General features: G+C 35.0%; 13 protein-coding genes. 6 read left to right on the top strand and 7 right to left on the bottom strand.

The features are described from left to right. Positions 1–21: 21 nt before the first annotated feature. Complete coding sequence (gene ccsA, locus RVY88_RS05045; protein ID WP_162167116.1) at positions 22–3,096, top strand: cytochrome c biogenesis protein CcsA; 3,075 nt, start codon at positions 22–24, stop codon at positions 3,094–3,096. Between the two features lie 66 nt (positions 3,097–3,162). Next, positions 3,163–3,603, top strand: a complete 441-nt coding sequence (locus RVY88_RS05040; RefSeq protein ID WP_002848601.1) for a hypothetical protein — start codon at positions 3,163–3,165, stop codon at positions 3,601–3,603. On the opposite strand, the gene RVY88_RS05035 is transcribed toward RVY88_RS05040, so the two are convergent. The 4 genes from RVY88_RS05035 to RVY88_RS05020 are packed head-to-tail and all read right to left on the bottom strand — an operon-like array spanning position 3,593 to position 7,227. Continuing rightward, positions 3,593–4,045 (bottom strand): phosphatidylglycerophosphatase A, encoded by a 453-nt coding sequence (locus tag RVY88_RS05035; protein WP_002848603.1) that lies wholly within the window; start codon positions 4,043–4,045, stop codon positions 3,593–3,595. The two genes, RVY88_RS05040 and RVY88_RS05035, sit on opposite strands and share 11 nt — an antisense overlap. Positions 4,046–4,065: 20 nt before the next feature. Next, positions 4,066–5,244 (bottom strand): sulfate adenylyltransferase, encoded by a 1,179-nt coding sequence (locus RVY88_RS05030; RefSeq protein WP_024305380.1) that lies wholly within the window; start codon positions 5,242–5,244, stop codon positions 4,066–4,068. After that, positions 5,222–6,112, bottom strand: coding sequence for a response regulator (locus tag RVY88_RS05025; RefSeq protein ID WP_002848607.1), 891 nt, complete (start codon positions 6,110–6,112; stop codon positions 5,222–5,224). The genes RVY88_RS05030 and RVY88_RS05025 overlap by 23 nt, the downstream gene beginning before the upstream one ends. Further along, on the bottom strand, positions 6,109–7,227 hold the full coding sequence (locus RVY88_RS05020) for a bifunctional 2-C-methyl-D-erythritol 4-phosphate cytidylyltransferase/2-C-methyl-D-erythritol 2,4-cyclodiphosphate synthase (RefSeq protein WP_162167117.1): 1,119 nt from the start codon (positions 7,225–7,227) through the stop codon (positions 6,109–6,111). The genes RVY88_RS05025 and RVY88_RS05020 overlap by 4 nt, the downstream gene beginning before the upstream one ends. A gap of 151 nt (positions 7,228–7,378) precedes the next feature. Here RVY88_RS05020 and thiC point away from each other — a divergent pair, with 151 nt between their 5' ends. From thiC to RVY88_RS05000, 4 genes are all read left to right on the top strand, one after another. After that, a complete protein-coding gene (gene thiC, locus RVY88_RS05015) occupies positions 7,379–8,731 on the top strand; it encodes a phosphomethylpyrimidine synthase ThiC (protein WP_011731805.1) in 1,353 nt (450 codons plus the stop codon). Then, positions 8,728–9,804 (top strand): Mrp/NBP35 family ATP-binding protein, encoded by a 1,077-nt coding sequence (locus RVY88_RS05010; RefSeq protein WP_162167118.1) that lies wholly within the window; start codon positions 8,728–8,730, stop codon positions 9,802–9,804. Before thiC ends, RVY88_RS05010 begins: the two co-directional genes overlap by 4 nt. 220 nt (positions 9,805–10,024) lie before the next feature. Beyond that, on the top strand, positions 10,025–11,215 hold the full coding sequence (locus tag RVY88_RS05005) for a 2,3,4,5-tetrahydropyridine-2,6-carboxylate N-succinyltransferase (protein WP_002848614.1): 1,191 nt from the start codon (positions 10,025–10,027) through the stop codon (positions 11,213–11,215). 12 nt (positions 11,216–11,227) lie between these two features. Further along, entirely contained in the window at positions 11,228–12,811 is a 1,584-nt protein-coding gene (locus RVY88_RS05000; RefSeq protein WP_162167119.1) for an ABC-F family ATP-binding cassette domain-containing protein, read from the top strand. A gap of 94 nt (positions 12,812–12,905) precedes the next feature. Here the strand turns inward: RVY88_RS05000 and RVY88_RS04995 are convergent, their stop codons facing one another. Genes RVY88_RS04995 through RVY88_RS04985 form a run of 3 tightly spaced genes read right to left on the bottom strand, consistent with a single transcriptional unit; the run spans position 12,906 to position 16,379 of the window. Beyond that, a complete protein-coding gene (locus RVY88_RS04995) occupies positions 12,906–13,625 on the bottom strand; it encodes a fumarate reductase iron-sulfur subunit (protein WP_024305382.1) in 720 nt (239 codons plus the stop codon). Next, entirely contained in the window at positions 13,618–15,606 is a 1,989-nt protein-coding gene (locus RVY88_RS04990; protein ID WP_002848620.1) for a fumarate reductase flavoprotein subunit, read from the bottom strand. The genes RVY88_RS04995 and RVY88_RS04990 overlap by 8 nt, the downstream gene beginning before the upstream one ends. Beyond that, complete coding sequence (locus RVY88_RS04985; protein WP_011731807.1) at positions 15,603–16,379, bottom strand: fumarate reductase cytochrome b subunit; 777 nt, start codon at positions 16,377–16,379, stop codon at positions 15,603–15,605. The genes RVY88_RS04990 and RVY88_RS04985 overlap by 4 nt, the downstream gene beginning before the upstream one ends. Positions 16,380–16,586 lie beyond the last annotated feature (207 nt).

Genomic DNA, 16,586 nt, shown 5'->3' with positions numbered 1-16,586 from the left:
GACAAAATTTTAAGGATTTTAATGGATATTTTTAAAAAATTATTTTTAAGTATGGGCTCCGCTGTTATACTTTTTTTAATATTTGCTATTAGTAGCGGTGTAGCAACTATTATAGAAAGTGTTTATAATACTCAAACTGCATGGGCTATAGTTTATGGTGCTGGGTGGTTTGCTTTAGTTCAGCTTTTGCTTGGCGCAAATCTTGCATACAATATAGTTAGATACAAGCTTTTAAATTTGAAAAAACTACCTGCGCTTATATTCCATGTTAGTTTTATTTTTATACTTTTAGGCGCTGCTCTTACTAGATATATCGGTTTTGAAGGCCAAATGCATATAAGAGAAAGCGGCGAGAGTAATGAAATTTCAACTTCTCAAAGCTATATTCAGCTAAAAAGTTTTGATGAGGGAAAAACTTATATAGCTTCAGAGCCAAAATATATCTCAAGCGCTTGGGGAAATAGTTTTAAATTATCTCTTGATGTAGACAATAAACCAGCTATTTTAACCTATAAAAGTTTTATGCCAAATGCTACCTCGGCATGGGTTCAAAGTGATAAAGGTGAGCCTGTTTTGGAGCTTATATTTTCTAATGATACAAATAGTAGATCAGTTACTTTAAAAGAAAATGAAAGTATCGAAGTAGGCGATATCAGTTTTACATTTAATGATACTCCAAAGCAATCTAAATTTATAAATATAGTTTTAAAAGACGGTAAGTTTTTTATTAAAACAAATCAAAATATAGATTATATGCAAATGAGCGATATGAGTAGAGGCTCTATACCAAAAGATAAAATAGTACCTTTTGAGGGATTAAGATTGTATAGTATCGACGGTATAAATTTTGCTCCTAAAACCATGCTTGCTTCAGCCATAAAAGGAGTTAGACAAGTAAGTGATAATGAGCGCGGCTCAGACGCTATCATAGCTACTTTAAGTTATAATGGAGATAGTAAAGAAATATCTATGCTTAATTTTATGCCAGGCGATACCGTAGTTGTAGGCGGTAAGAATTTTGAGGCTACTTGGTCTCCTATGATGATAAAACTTCCGTTTTCTCTTTATCTTAAAGATTTTGAATTAAAAAGATATCCAGGTTCAAACTCTCCTATGAGTTATAGTAGCGATGTTATAGTTAAAGATGGGGATTTAAATATGGATTATAAAATTTATATGAACCACGTTTTAGATCATAGTGGGTATAGATTTTTTCAAAGCAGTTATGATATGGATGAGTTAGGAACTATTCTTTCAGTAAATAAAGACCCGGGTAAAATTCCAACTTACATAGGATATTTTTTACTAGGTTTAGGATTATTTTTAAATATTTTAAATCCGTATTCAAGATTTAGAAAATTAGCTAAATTAGTTAATGAAGCAAATATTAAAAATGCCGCTGTATTCTTGATAGCCTGTAGCGTAATATTTGGAGTTAGTGATCTGCAAGCTTATAATTCGCTTCCTACTATATCTAAAGAACATGCACAAAATATCTCAACTATAGTTGTTCAAAGTGCCGATGGTAGAATGAAACCTTTTGATACGGTTAGTCATGAAGTATTAAATAAACTATACAGAAGTGATAATTACAATTCTATGAACGCAAATTCTGTTTTTTTGTCTATGATGGTAAATTCGTCTTATTGGAGAAATGTACCTATTATCAAAATAACAGATAAAGAGCTGAAAAAAGTATTAGAAATGCCTATAAATCAAAAATATGCAAGTTTTAACGATTTCTTTACTAAAGATAGCAGTGACAATATGGAGTATAAGCTGATAAAATACAGCGAACTAGCAAATAGAAAATCTCCTGGAGCTAGAAATCAGTTTGATAAAGATGTTATAAAAGCGGATGAAAAATTAAATATACTTTATATGGTATTTATGGGCGAGTTATTTAGAGTAATACCTAAAAAAGATGATGTAAATAATACATGGTTTTCTCCGGCTGGAGCTATAATGAGTTTCTCTCCTAGCGAAGCAAGGGAAGTGACTACTTTATTGCAAAATTACTTTGATGGAGTGGCTATAGCGCAAGATAGCGGAAATTGGGAAAAAGCGGATAAAACTTTAAACGATATAAAAGATTATCAAAAGAAGTATGGCGCGGCTGTTATGCCGAATCAGAAGAAAATAGAACTTGAACTTGCTTTCAATAAATACAAGATATTCCAAAATTTAACGCCCGTATATCTTTTAGCCGGTTTTGCTCTTCTTATAGTTGTATTCACAAGAATGATAAGACCAAAAATTAAGATAAATTCAGTATTCAAGATAGTTTATATTATAAATATTTTAGCTTTTGCGGCTCATACTATAGGTCTTGGACTTAGATGGTATATAGCTGAGCATGCTCCATGGAGCGATAGCTATGAAAGTATGGTGTTTATAGCTTGGTCATTAGCATTTAGCGGTATGGTTTTTGCTAGAAGTTCTGCTATATCTTTGGCTTTGACTTCTATTTTAGCGGGTGTGACTCTATTTGTTGCTCACTTAAGCTGGATAGATCCTCAGATCACTACTTTAGTTCCTGTGCTTCGAAGCTACTGGCTTACTATACATGTTAGCGTTATAACTGCTAGTTATGGATTTTTAGGTCTTTGTTCGCTTCTTGGATTATTTACTCTTGTTCTATTTGCCTTACAAGGTAAAAAAGAAAATAGTGAACTTTCAAGAAATATCTTAGAGGCTACTAGGATAAATGAGATGGCGATGATACTTGGATTAAGCCTTCTTGTGTTTGGTAACTTTTTAGGCGGAGTTTGGGCAAATGAAAGCTGGGGTAGATATTGGGGTTGGGATAGTAAAGAGACTTGGGCTTTGGTTAGTATATTAGTTTACGCTGCCATCGTTCATATGAGATTTGTCCCTAAAGTAAACTCTCAGTATGCATTTGCAGTGGCATCTATGTTTGGATATTTGTCTATTATTATGACTTATTTTGGCGTAAATTTCTATTTGTCTGGTATGCATAGTTATGCTGCAGGAGATCCAGTTCCAGTTCCAAATTTTGTTTGGGTAGCATTTGCTGTAATGATAGTTATAAGTTTATTAGCTTATAGAAATAAAAAGTATAGTAAGAATTTATAAAGTTCTTACTATCTTACTTGAAGCCCATTTTGGGCTTTTTTAAAATTTTACAAAAAAGGTATTAGCTTGAATGAAAAATTGATATCTGGAATTATAGCTTTAATTATCATTGCTTTAATTATTATTTTTATATTAGTTATAGTTATGGTTGCAAAAAACAAACCAAAAGCAAAAACTGTACATATAGCTATAAATAAAGATAGCAAAGGTCTTGATATAGAAGATCTTATATCTATTGTTTCAGATAAAAAATCTACAAAAGAGGATATTTTCAAAGCGTCTCAATACTTCATTAAAAACTTTAAAATACCTCCTAAGCTAGACGGCAAAGCTCCTCCAGAATCAAAGATATATCTGCGTTTTATAGCACTTGTTGCAGCACATAAAAACTCAGATGCTAAAATAATAGCATATATAGACAACGAGATTAAAAAATCAAACTCTAAATACGGAAATGAGATTGATAAATATGAAAGAAACGGTATAGCAAGGCGAACTAGATTTTAAGTAATACCCAGTAGCAAATGGCGCTCATTAATCCGGCAAACGCTCCTGCTATCATATCATCACCCATAACGCCAAGACCGCCTTTTACGTTTTTATCGACTCTTCCTATTATGCTAGGCTTTGTTATGTCAAGTATTCTAAAAAATATAACCGATAAAATTATGGCCAACCAACTAGCAGAACTTATGCTGATAGCTAACCAAACACCTGCTACTTCATCTATAACTATATGGCTTTGATCGTGCTCTTTGGTTGTTTCTTCGTATTTATTTATTATATTTATAGAAGCTAAAAATAGTAAAATAGAAGCTAAAAATAGAGTTTGTGCGCCTAAATATTTCAGTATTAAAACTGCAATAACCGCGCCTGCTATACTTCCCCAAGTTCCTGGAGCCGGCTTCATAAGTCCAACGTAAAAAAATGTTAAAAATAGCTTTTGCACTAAAATATCCTTATTTTAATTTAAGTTAAAGATGTTGTTTGATAGAGCCTCATAAGCTCTTCATAAAACTCTCTTTGGCTATGACTCTCTAATATACCGGAATTTGGAAACAGATCATCATAAATTTTTTGTAGGTTTTTAAATTTATTTGGAAAAAGTTCGCTTAAAATCATAGATGAAATCTCTTTTCTCATAAGAATAGCAGGAGGTATGATACCTTCAAATAGTAGTTCTTTAAGGGTTTGAGGATGATATTTTATATGATGATGCTGTCCGTGAGGGCAGGTTTTAATGCTCACTATAGTGCGGCACTGATTACAATAAACTAGCTCAGGCATAATGATAATATCGATATTTAGATCTTTTGCATATTTGTCTAATACCGTGTTTGCTTGATTATCATTATAAAACATTCCTATTCCGCCGTGATTTTGTCCTACTACAAGTTTTGTAGCACCGAAATTATGTGCAGCCAAGCACTCTAAAACAGGATTTATATGATCACTAAACAGATATGTATTTTCAAAAGGAACTATAATAACTCTTTCTCTGGGTAAAAAATTATCTCTAAATAGTTCAAGTGTTCTTTTTCTAAGATCGAAACTGAGTCGTCTATCGCTTCCAAATGTTCGTATAAGAAATAAAATTGTGATATCTGCTTTGTCTATGGTCATCCTCACAAGTCTTTCATGAAGTCTGTGAAATGGATCTGCTGTGAGCATAAGAGCGGTTACTTTTTTGATATTTTTTTGTTTGATTATATTATGAATGTTCTGTTTTATCTGTCTTAAATCATCTTCGTATATCACAAACTCGCCACTTACCGCAAACTCACCGGCTCTTTGGTTTTCTGGTAGTTCGATATCTCTTGCTCTAAATATGCTGTGAGTAATATTGCTCAGTTTAAATATCGATGAAACAATGATATGGCCTATTATTTGGTTATCTTTTAAAATATCTATTCTATCGCCTTTTTTGGCATTTTTTATGGTTTCTTGATTTCTTTTTCCATATGGCGCAAACGTATATGCGTAAGGCATCGGTTCGCCTTCAAAGTATCCGCTTTCTTCAGATATTTTTGCTTCTTTTTCATTCATAAGTCTTGTAAATTTACTTAGAATTTGATTTTGGATTAATACCAGCGTTCCATACGCTTCTTGATTTATTAAAATCGTACTATTTTTTCTTTGTGAGATCATGCTTTTTTCTCTTCTCCCAGAGTGATTTTCTAGAAATACCAAGTCTTTTAGAAAGTTCGGTATCTGGAAATGTGTCTTGATAGCAAAGTATCATATGTTTTACATATTCATCTATTGTCAAAATCTCATCGGCTTGCAAACCTTTATCGTTTGTATTTATGATAACTTTATCTAAATTTAAAATATTCAGATCCACGTTTGAAGATATGACTACATTTTGATTTGATATTAAGTTTAAAAACTCGTCTCTACTATCTGCTTTTAATTTATCAAATTCCGTTATATATATAAATGAGTTCGGTTTTAAATTTTTTATTATATCTGCAGTATTTTCACTATCTAAGTCTATGATTTCATAAGCCAAATTTAACTCTTTTGCATAATTAAAAACAAAGCTATCCGCATATTGATTTTTGTCCGTTACTATCAAAAACGGCATTCTTAGCTTTTTGAAGTCGTATTTTGGTGTTTTGTATGTTTTAACAAACGACTCTATAAGACTTTGATATGTTTTGTTTAGTATTTCATATTTTTTGTATGATTCAAATAGCTTTATTTTTCTTACTAACTCTTCTATCATAAATGGTTTTTGTATATAATCATCAGCCCCGGCTTTTATCGGATTAGATACTGTATCGTTGCTAATGTAACTTATAAGAAGTATTATTATAGATCTTGAGTGTTTTTTAATAACTTGATAAAAATCTTGTCCGATAAGTCCCGTAGAGAGTAACACAACATCGAATTTATCGTCTTTTAGCGCATCTGTTGTGCAAGACGCAATCTCACAGCTATATCCAAAGTCGGCTAGTTTGCTAGATATGCTTTGAGCTAGGTATATTTCGTTTTCTATGATTAAAACTTTCATAAAACGTTCCGCCAGTTAAAGTATTTTAAATTTACAATCGCATTTGCAGCTATTCCCTCGTTTCTTCCTATAAATCCAAGATGTTCTGTTGTTGTAGCTTTTATATTTACTTTATGCAAAGGAATGCCTAATATATCGGCAACTATTTTTGCCATAGCATCTTTGTATGGTGATATTTTCGGACTTTGTGCTATTATGGTGATATCTGCGTTTATGATATCAAAACCTATGCTTCTTATTAAATTTACGCTATTTTGCAAAAGTATTTTTGAATCTATGTCTTTAAATTTAGAGTCGTTATCTGGATAAAGCTCACCTATATCAGGAGCGCTAGCAGCTCCAAGAAGCGCATCACAAAGCGCGTGTAAAGCAACGTCTCCATCGCTGTGAGCTATAAAAGCTTTTGAATACGGTATTTTGACACCGCAAAGAGTTATAAAATCACCTTCTTTAAAAGCATGCACGTCAAAACCGTTTCCGCAAAATATGTCATTTGATGGAGAATTCAAGTTTAGGCGTTTTAAGTCATCTTTATAAGTAAGTTTTTTTGCTCTTTCATCACCTTCTATATACCAGACTGTTCCCCCTATAGCTTTTATAGCAGAGCTGTCATCTGTAAAAATATTATCTGTTTTTAATGCTTTTTTAAGCATATTTGTGCGTGATAGTTGAGGAGTCTGAATCAGTTTTAATTCATCTCTGTTTATGTATTCGTTTTGATATATTACGCTATCAGAAATTTTAAGGGCTGGAACTATGCAATCTGCATTATGAGCCGATTCTATAAGTTTAGTTATAAGCTCTTTTGGTATATCCGCTCTTGCTATATCGCTTACCATTACGAACTCGCTATTTATATTGGAAATAGCATTTCTAAGGCTATCTTGCCTTGTTTCCCCGCCTTTTATAAATTTAAAATGACTACCGAATTTGCACATATATTCACATTCATTTGAGACAACTATGACATCTTTAAATAAGTAGTTTGAACTAATATTTTTTGTGGCATAAAGCCAAAGTGGATCATCGCCGGTTCTTAGCCACTGTTTTTTTGATTGCAAACCAAAACGAGTGGAATTTCCGGCGCCAAGCATAATCAAAGAGAGATCAAGCAAAGCTTTTCCTTTAGTAAAGTGTTACGAAATTATACACTTTTTTATCTTACATTTCAATTATTTTATTTTCAAATTTAAAATTGTAAGTTAAATTGCTTTTCAATTATATTTCAGTACAATAGCAAAATCTAAAAATAAGCAAGGAAAAAATATGAGAAAAGATTGGTGCGAAGCCCGTAAAAACGACCCTACGCCAACTCAAATGTATTATGCTAAAAATGGAGTTATAACTCCTGAGATGGAGTATGTAGCAAAAGTAGAGATGCTAAAACCTGAGTATATTAGACAATTAGTTGCAGAAGGAAAACTCATTATCCCTGCTAATATAAATCATACAAATCAAATTCCAATGGCAATAGGTAGAGCCGTAAAATGTAAAATTAATGCAAATATCGGCTCAAGCGCACTTGCTAGCGATATAAACGAGGAGATAGAAAAGCTTAAAGTATGTTTAAAATACGGAGCGGATACTGTTATGGATCTAAGCACCGGCGGAGATTTAGATGAGATAAGACGCGCTATTATAGCAAACTCAACCGTGCCTATCGGAACTGTGCCTATATATCAGATAATTCATGATATAAAAGATCTTGATAATCTAACTCCTCAAATTATGCTTGAATGTATAGAAAAACAAGCTAAGCAAGGCGTTAGTTATTTTACTATCCATGCCGGATTTTTACTTAAATTTATGCCTTTAGTAGCAAAAAGAAAAATGGGGATAGTTAGTCGCGGTGGAAGTCTTATGGCTAGTTGGATGATGAAGCATCATAAAGAAAACCCATTTTACGAAGCTTTCGATGAGATATGCGATATTTGTGCTAAATATGACGCTTCGCTAAGTCTTGGAGATAGTTTAAGACCCGGCTGTTTGCATGATGCTAGCGATGAAGCTCAGATGAGTGAGCTTGCTGTTTTAGGTGAACTTACTAAACGAGCATGGGAGAAAAACGTTCAAGTTATGGTAGAAGGCCCAGGTCATGTTCCATTTAATCAGATCGAGTTTAATATGAAAGAAGAGAAACGCCTTTGTCACGACGCGCCGTTTTATATACTTGGACCGCTTCCTACTGATATCGGAGCAGGTTATGATCATATCACGAGTGCGATAGGCGGAACGATGGCTGCATTTCATGGAGCTAGTATGCTTTGTTATGTTACTCCAAAAGAGCATCTTGGATTGCCGAATGCAAAAGATGTAAGAGATGGTATAATATCACATAAAATAGCAGCTCACGCAGCAGATATTGCTCTTGGTAGAGTAGGAGCTATAGAGCGAGATCATGCTATGAGTGATGCTAGATATAAATTTGATTGGAACAAGCAGTTTGAGCTTGCTCTTGATCCTGATAAAGCAAGAGAACTTCATGATGAGAGTTTGCCTCAAGACGTATTTAAAGAAGCTGAGTTTTGCTCTATGTGTGGACCTAAGTTTTGTGCTTATAAAATTAGTCAAGAAATAGCAAAAATAGAGTGCAGTGACTATCCAAAGGAGAAAAAATGACAAATGAACAAATTTTAGAAGAGTTAAAAAAAGTAATATATCCTGGATTTAAAAAAAGTATAGTTGAGTTTGGCTTTGTAAAAGAAGTTGATCCGGATATCGTAGTTGAGATAGTTTCTGCTAAGCCAGAAATCGCAACTAAAGTAAAGCAAGATATAGAATCTTTAAATTTAGATAGAAAAATTATTATTCAAACACCAAAACTAGAAGAAGAAAAAAGTAATTCTAGAAGCGGTAAAAATATAGCGCCTCAGATTAAAAATTTTGTTATGGTAAGCAGCGGTAAGGGCGGTGTAGGTAAATCAACAACAACTTTAAATTTAGCTATCTCTTTAGCTAAACAAGGTAAAAAAGTAGGACTTTTAGATGCAGATATTTATGGTCCAAATATACCTAGAATGCTTGGATGTCAAAATGAACAGCCAAGTGTAGTTGGCCAAAGATTAAAACCTATACTGACTCACGGTATAGAGATGATGAGTATGGGAATTCTTATTGAGGCTGGGCAAGGACTTATGTGGCGTGGAGCTATGATAATGAAAGCTATAACTCAGCTTCTAAATGAAGTTATGTGGAGCGATCTTGATGTTTTGTTTTTGGATATGCCTCCAGGAACGGGAGATGCGCAGATAACTTTAGCTCAAAGTGTTCCTGTAACTGCTGGAATATGCGTAAGTACTCCGCAAACCGTTGCTCTTGACGACTCAGCAAGAAGTCTTGATATGTTTGAAAAGCTTCATATACCAGTAGCGGGAATTGTTGAAAATATGAGCGGATTTATCTGCCCTGATAACGGTAAAGAGTATGATATATTTGGTAAAGGCGGAACTAGTGAGTTGGCTAGTCAGTATGATACTGAGATTTTAGCTCAGATACCTATAGAGCCATCGATAAGAGTAGGCGGAGATAGCGGAAAACCGGTAAGTTTTTATGAGCCAAACTCAGTTTGCGCAAAAAGATATGAAGAAGCAGCCGCAAAACTTTGGAAAAAAATCGAGTCCATAAATGCAGATGGTGGAGCCGATAATTCTGCTATTCAACCAGATAATAGCGGTAAAGCAGCTTGTCATTAAACGGCATTTTATTTTGAGTAATTTTAAGGAAATTGTAAATTATAAATTTGGTTCAAAATCCTTAAAATTACCTATAATGATACTTTGAAAGTACTATTCAAATTTATTTATATTGTAAATACCGACCACGACAGTTAAAAAATCAAAATAATTTATTAAATTTAGTTCTAATATACTTTTAGCTATAATCAGCCAAAAATTACAAATTTAAAGGGGCATTATGAGTATCAAAAATCAAGATGAGCTTAAAAAATTTACAGATGAGATTCGCTCTAAAAGTGGCTATAAAGATCCGTTTGCTTTTGCCATCGGTAGAGTACAAAAAGGCAAGGGCGGCAAGACAATAAGCGTAAATTACTCTGTTGTAAATTTCAAAGAAAATTACGGAAGTGCCGCAGTTTTAACATGGGCTATAGAAAAAAATGGTCTTAAAATAGACTTTAGCGATACCGAGTTTACTGTGCCACTTACAGCTCCTGCTATCAGCGATGCATTAGAAGTTTTTGACTTTTTAGTGCCGCAGAGCGAGGGCGATAAACATAGAAATATCCAAAATTTACTAGTTTTAGATGAAATTTTAAATGAAGAAAACGGCTCAGAAAGCGAGTTTGTAGTAACGTTTATATATGAGGATGCAGCGCCAAAAAGCGTAGAAAGTGTATATTTAAAACTGTATCTTTTATCTCTAAACAAGGTTGAAATTAGAAGTATAAATTTAAACGGTGCATTTGGAATACTTCCAAATTTAGCATGGGACGCGCATTCTCAGCCTTATGAATTAGACTATTTAAGAGAAAATGAAATTTGGTTAAAGATGAAAGGTTGGTATCCAAATATAATAAGCGTAGATAAATTTCCTCGCTACTTAAGCCATATTATCCCGGCGGATAACACTAGGATTTTAGATAGTGCAAAAGTACGTATGGGAGCTCAGTTAGCACCAGGAACAACGGTTATGCCAGGAGCTGCGTATATAAATTTTAACTCAGGAACGACTGGAGCAGTTATGGTTGAAGGCAGGGTTAGTAGCTGCGTTAGCGTAGGTGAGGGAAGCGATGTCGGCGGCGGCGCGTCTATTTTAGGCGTGTTAAGCGGAACAAACGGAAATGCTATAAGCGTCGGTAAAAAATGTCTGCTCGGTGCAAATTCAGTTACTGGAGTACCACTTGGCGATGATTGTATAGTGGACGCCGGAGTTGCTATTTTAGAAGGAACTAAGGTATTTATAGACGAGAAAAACAGATACGAGTTGGCTAAAATAAACCCTGATTTTAAATTTGAAAAAGAAATTTATAAAGCGTTAGAGTTATCCGGTTTAAATGGGCTTCATTATCGTCAAAATAGCCAAAACGGTCAGATCACAGCAAGTATCAGCAAAAGAGCTATCAAGCTAAATGCTGACTTGCATTAAAGCGAGGCGAATATGTTGGAAGTTAAAAGTTTGACTCAGAGATTTGGTCAACAACTACTTTTTGAAGATGTAAATTTAAAGTTCAATGCGCACAACCGTTACGGACTTATCGGTGCAAACGGTGCCGGAAAATCAACATTTCTTAAAATTTTAAGTGGCGAAACTGATTATACAAGCGGTGAAATTGTTATAGAAAACGGTAAAAAAGTAGGCGTACTGGGCCAAGATCAGTTTGCTTTTGAGAGTTTTACTCTAAAAGATGCCGTACTATATGGCAATAAAAGACTTTATGATGCAGTGAAGGAAAAAGAAAAACTCTATATGAGCGAGGAATTTAGCGATGAGGTAAATGAACGTTTAAGTGAACTTGAAATTATCTCAGCTGAGGAAGATCCTACTTATGAGTATGAAACGAGGATAGAAAAGATTTTGAGTTCATTAGGACTGTATAATTGTGATAAGCTTATGAGTGAAGTGGAAAGCTCGGATAAATTTAAAGTGCTTTTGGCTCAAGTTTTATTTCCTAAGCCAGATATTTTGTTTCTTGATGAACCGACAAATAACCTTGATTTGGATGCTATTTCATGGTTGGAGCGAGAGCTTATAAACCATGAAGGAACACTTGTAGTTATTAGTCATGATAGACACTTTTTAAATAGAGTTTGTACACATATTTTAGATGTCGATTTCAAACAAATTCGTGAGTTTGTAGGTAATTACGACGATTGGTATATTGCTGCAAATTTGATGAGTCGACAAGCAGAGATGGAGCGTTCTAAGTTGCTTAAAGAAAAAGAAGAGTTGGAAAAATTTATCGCTCGTTTTAGTGCGAATGCCAGCAAGGCAAAACAAGCAACTAGTCGTTCTAAACAGCTAGAAAAGCTTCAGATAGGCGAGATAAAAACGTCAAGTAGAAGAGACCCTAGTATACTGTTTCGTACAAATCGCGAAATAGGAAATGAGCTGATAGAGCTTTCAAATTTAAATAAAAGTTTTGAAGATAAGATAATCTTAAAAGATTTTAATTTTAAAATGAATAAAGGTGATAAAGTAGCCATTATCGGAAGCAACGGTGTGGGAAAATCCACTCTTTGTAAAATTATAATGGGAGAACTTGCTGCCCAAAGCGGCAAAGTGCATATTGGCGCTACTATAGAGCTTGGGTATTTTGCTCAAGATAGTTCAAATAAGATCACCGGAAATTTAAAACTATACGAGTGGCTGCAAGATGCGAAAAACAAAGATCTTGATGAGATTAGAAAATGTCTTGGCAGAATGCTTTTTAGCGGTTTAGAACAAGAAAAGGAAGTCGGTAGTTTAAGCGGTGGCGAAAAACACAGACTCATGCTTTCTAAGCTTATGTTGCAAAGGGCAAATGTATTAGTACTTGATGAACCAAATAACCATCTTGATCTTGAAGCCATTATCGCTCTTGGCGAATCACTTTATAATTTTAGTGGAGCTTGTATCTGTGTAAGCCATGATAGAGAGCTTATAGATGCATTTGCAAATAGAATTTTGCATATAAAAGGCAATGGCGATATAGTTGATTTTAAAGGGACTTATGAAGAGTATCGTTTAAGTTTAGAATCTTAAATAAACCTTTGTTTAGTGAAGATTTTTAAATTTAACGGAAATTTAAAAAAGCTTTATACGATAAGGCTGGAAACTCCAGCCTTATAAATGAAAATTATTTTACAGTTGCAAGTTTGCGTCTCATATATGCTATTTTGCTTTGAAGTGGAAGGTGCTTAGGACAGTTGTCTTCACAACCTAGTAAGCTCATACAACCAAACACGCCATTATCATCACCTACTAGCTCATAGAAGTCATCATCGCTTCTGTTGTCTAGCGGATCAACTTTAAATCTAGCTACGCGGTTAAGCCCCACTGCACCGATAAAATCAGGTCTCATAAGTGCAGTTCCGCAGCTCGCTACACATATACCGCACTCTATACAGCGATCAAGTTCAAAAGTTTCTTGAGCAGCTTCTGGATCAACCTTCTCTTCCATTTTGCTGATATCGGTTTCTTTGTTTGTGTGTATCCAGCTTTCTACTTTTTTACTCATAGCATTCATCCAGTTTCCAGTATCGACGCTAAGATCTTTTAGTAGTTTAAATGCCGGCATAGGCATAAGCTCTATAACGCCGCTTGGATAGTCTTTTGTAAGAGTTCTACAAGCAAGTTGAGGTCGACCGTTTACGACCATACCGCAGCTTCCGCAGATACCTGCACGACATACGAAGTCAAAGCTAAGACCCGGATCAAATTTTTCTCTGATTTGGTTTAGCGCGATAAAAAGCGTCATACCGTCTGTTTCTTCTAGCTCATACTCAGCAAAGTGCGGTTTGCTGACTTTGCTTAGCGGATTATACTTAAATGCTCTTATTTTTATTTTCCTACTCATAGCCAATTCCTGCTCTTTCATTTAATGCTTTATATTTTGGTTGAAGCTCATAATGCATAAGAGCCTCTTGAATCTCATGTCTTGATTTTCCCTCAGCTTCTAGTTTTGCTCTTAGGCTATCTACTTCTTCTTGACGTTTTGCCGATAACGGATTTTCTATGATATTGCCTTTTGCACCGTATCCACGGAATGCAGGTGGCATCTCCATTTTCATGATATCAAGCTCTTCGTACTCGACCGTAGGCATAGTATCGCCTTCTTTCCAACTAGTTAGAGTTCTTTTACACCAATTAAGATCATCACGTTTTGGATAGTCTTCTCTATAATGAGCACCACGACTTTCAGTTCTAAGAAGTGCGCCGTACGCAACGCAAAGCGCAAGTTTAAGCATCATAGGAACACGGTAAGCTTCTTCAAGCTCAGGATTGCCAAATAACTCTTTGTTGCTTAGTTTTACGTTTGTTGATTCTTTGTAAAGCTCTTCAAGCTCTTTTACAGCTTTTGCAAGTCCGTCGCCTGTTCTAAAGATAGCAACGTGTTCCCACATTATATCTTTCATTTTATTTTTGATTTCAAATACGTTGTATTTTCCGTCTTTATTTAAAAGCTCTTTTAAGTAGCTTTCTGTTTTGTTTACAAATTTTTCTAATGTTTGAGTTTGTATATCTATCTCATTTTCATCGCAATACTGAGCAAAATAATCCCCGACTATCATACCGCTAACTACGGTTTCAGCAACGCTGTTTCCGCCAAGTCTGTTAAATCCGTGCATATCCCAGCAAGCCGCTTCACCGCAACTAAATAGACCTTTTAGAGTTTGACTCTCACCATTTGGTTTTACTCGGATACCGCCCATAGAGTAGTGTTGCATAGGAAGGATCGGAGCCCAGCCTTTTGGACCTTCATCGGCAGGATCTATACCGTTGAAAATTTGGCAAATTTCTTGAACGTCACGTAAGTTTTTCTCGATATGCTCACGTCCAAGTATGCTGATATCTAGCCATACGTGTTCACCATAAGGGCTTTTTACGCCTTTACCGTTTCTGATGTGCTCCATTATACGGCGGCTAACAACGTCACGGCTAGCAAGTTCTTTTTTCTCAGGCTCGTAATCAGGCATAAAGCGATATCCATCGACATCTCTTAATAGTCCGCCATCGCCTCTACAACCTTCAGTCAAAAGGATACCAGATGGGACGATAGGAGTCGGGTGGAACTGAACTGCTTCCATATTTCCTAGTTTTGCAACACCTGTTTCAAGAGCGATAGCAGCACCGATACCTTCGCATATAACCGCGTTTGTAGTGTGTTTATAAATTCTGCCGTAGCCACCGGTTGCTATAAGAGTTCCTTTTGCAACATAAGCAGTTATCTCTCCTGTCACAAGATCGCGAACTATAGCACCATAACAACGGTTGTTTTCATGGATCAGAGCTATAGCTTCTTTTCTATCATGAACTTCAACATTATGTTTTAAAGCTTCATTTGCAACGCCAAATAACATTGTATGTCCGGTAGCGTCAGCAGTAAAACATGTTCTCCATTTTTTAGTACCACCGAAATCACGACTATGGATAAGCCCATGAACTTCATCTTTTTCATCAATAGTTGTTTTTTGTGCGTTTATAATAGCACTTCTTTTGCCTTTTGTGATTCTAGTCCACGGCACTCCCCAGCTAGCAAGTTCACGTATAGCTTTTGGAGCTGTTTGAACAAACATTCTAGCAACTTCTTGATCGCAGCCCCAGTCGCTACCTTTTACGGTATCTGCAAAGTGAACATCCTCGTTGTCCCCCTCACTCATTTTTGAGTTGCCAAGACTCGCTTGCATACCGCCTTGAGCGGCTGCCGAGTGACTTCTTTTTACAGGACAAAGACTTAAAACTACCGTACTAAGTCCTTTTTCTCCGGCTGCAACAGCAGCTCTAAGACCAGCTAAACCGCCGCCGATTACTAGTGCATCATAATATTTTACATTCATACTCTTACTCCGTTGCTAGGTATTTGAAAAACTTGCGCTGTTTTCCAATTTCCAGTTGTGTAGTTGTTATAGCCTATTTTTAAGAAAGCTGCTAAACTAAGTAGCCCAAGGACTATGAAAAATACGCTTAAGATCCATTTTGCTTTTTTAAGTTTTTTTCTAGACTCTTTTGCGTTGTTTCCTTCAAACCAACCCCATTTTACACATAGTCTATATAGACCTATGCTTCCATGAAGTTCAACAGCAAAAAGCAGTACTAAATAAAACAACCACATAAAGTGACTAAACACTCTTTGTGAGCTAAGATCCGCACTGAGTTTGTCAGAGTTTGTAATGATTATGATAAGGTGGGCAGATGCTAGGAAGAACATTATAAAACCTGTACAGGCTTGTATCCACCAAAGCGTCGTATCTTCATGTTTCATACGTACAGTATGAGCACGATAAATTTGCCACTGTCTAAAGTTTATCGGCATTTTTCTCATACCAAGTGCAGCGTGTATAAAAAATATAACAAATACACCAGCTGCTATGAAGCTAGTAACATAGCTCATATTTGGAGAATCAGAGATAAATCTTAGCTCTAATAAGTGAACGATAGTGTTAAACGCATTATCACTAATCAGTATTGTAGATACAAAAAGCATATGTAACCACATAAAAAGCCCAAGAAATAATCCCGTGCCACTTTGGATAAGGTCGAGTCTGGCAGGAATTCTACTTTTTTTGCCACTCTCGCTTATACCAAGAAACCCTTCGATTTGCTTACTCATAAGCTCCCCTTTTGGAAAAAATTATCTAATCGCGATAATTATACTCTATGCAAACTTGAAGTAAAATTAAATATTTATTTAATTTATCTATTAAAAGTTACCGCTATATAGTATTTTTAGTTGAATTTTATATTGAGCTTAAAAACCGTAATATAATATATTTTAATTAATTTTATTTTAAAGAATTATTTAATGTTGAAAATAATT

The sequence above is a fragment of the Campylobacter sp. TJR-1 genome (assembly GCF_032840035.1).
Lineage (GTDB): Bacteria > Campylobacterota > Campylobacteria > Campylobacterales > Campylobacteraceae > Campylobacter > Campylobacter fetus.
This window is presented reverse-complemented; position numbering and strand designations above follow the sequence as displayed.

Coding starts and splice junctions, on each gene's coding strand:
- ccsA (WP_162167116.1), top strand. CDS start 22: ATGGATATTTTTAAAAAATTATTTTTAAGTATGGGCTCCGCTGTTATA.
- RVY88_RS05030 (WP_024305380.1), bottom strand. CDS start 5,244: ATGATCTCACAAAGAAAAAATAGTACGATTTTAATAAATCAAGAAGCG.
- RVY88_RS05025 (WP_002848607.1), bottom strand. CDS start 6,112: ATGAAAGTTTTAATCATAGAAAACGAAATATACCTAGCTCAAAGCATA.
- thiC (WP_011731805.1), top strand. CDS start 7,379: ATGAGAAAAGATTGGTGCGAAGCCCGTAAAAACGACCCTACGCCAACT.
- RVY88_RS05010 (WP_162167118.1), top strand. CDS start 8,728: ATGACAAATGAACAAATTTTAGAAGAGTTAAAAAAAGTAATATATCCT.
- RVY88_RS05005 (WP_002848614.1), top strand. CDS start 10,025: ATGAGTATCAAAAATCAAGATGAGCTTAAAAAATTTACAGATGAGATT.
- RVY88_RS05000 (WP_162167119.1), top strand. CDS start 11,228: ATGTTGGAAGTTAAAAGTTTGACTCAGAGATTTGGTCAACAACTACTT.
- RVY88_RS04995 (WP_024305382.1), bottom strand. CDS start 13,625: ATGAGTAGGAAAATAAAAATAAGAGCATTTAAGTATAATCCGCTAAGC.
- RVY88_RS04990 (WP_002848620.1), bottom strand. CDS start 15,606: ATGAATGTAAAATATTATGATGCACTAGTAATCGGCGGCGGTTTAGCT.
- RVY88_RS04985 (WP_011731807.1), bottom strand. CDS start 16,379: ATGAGTAAGCAAATCGAAGGGTTTCTTGGTATAAGCGAGAGTGGCAAA.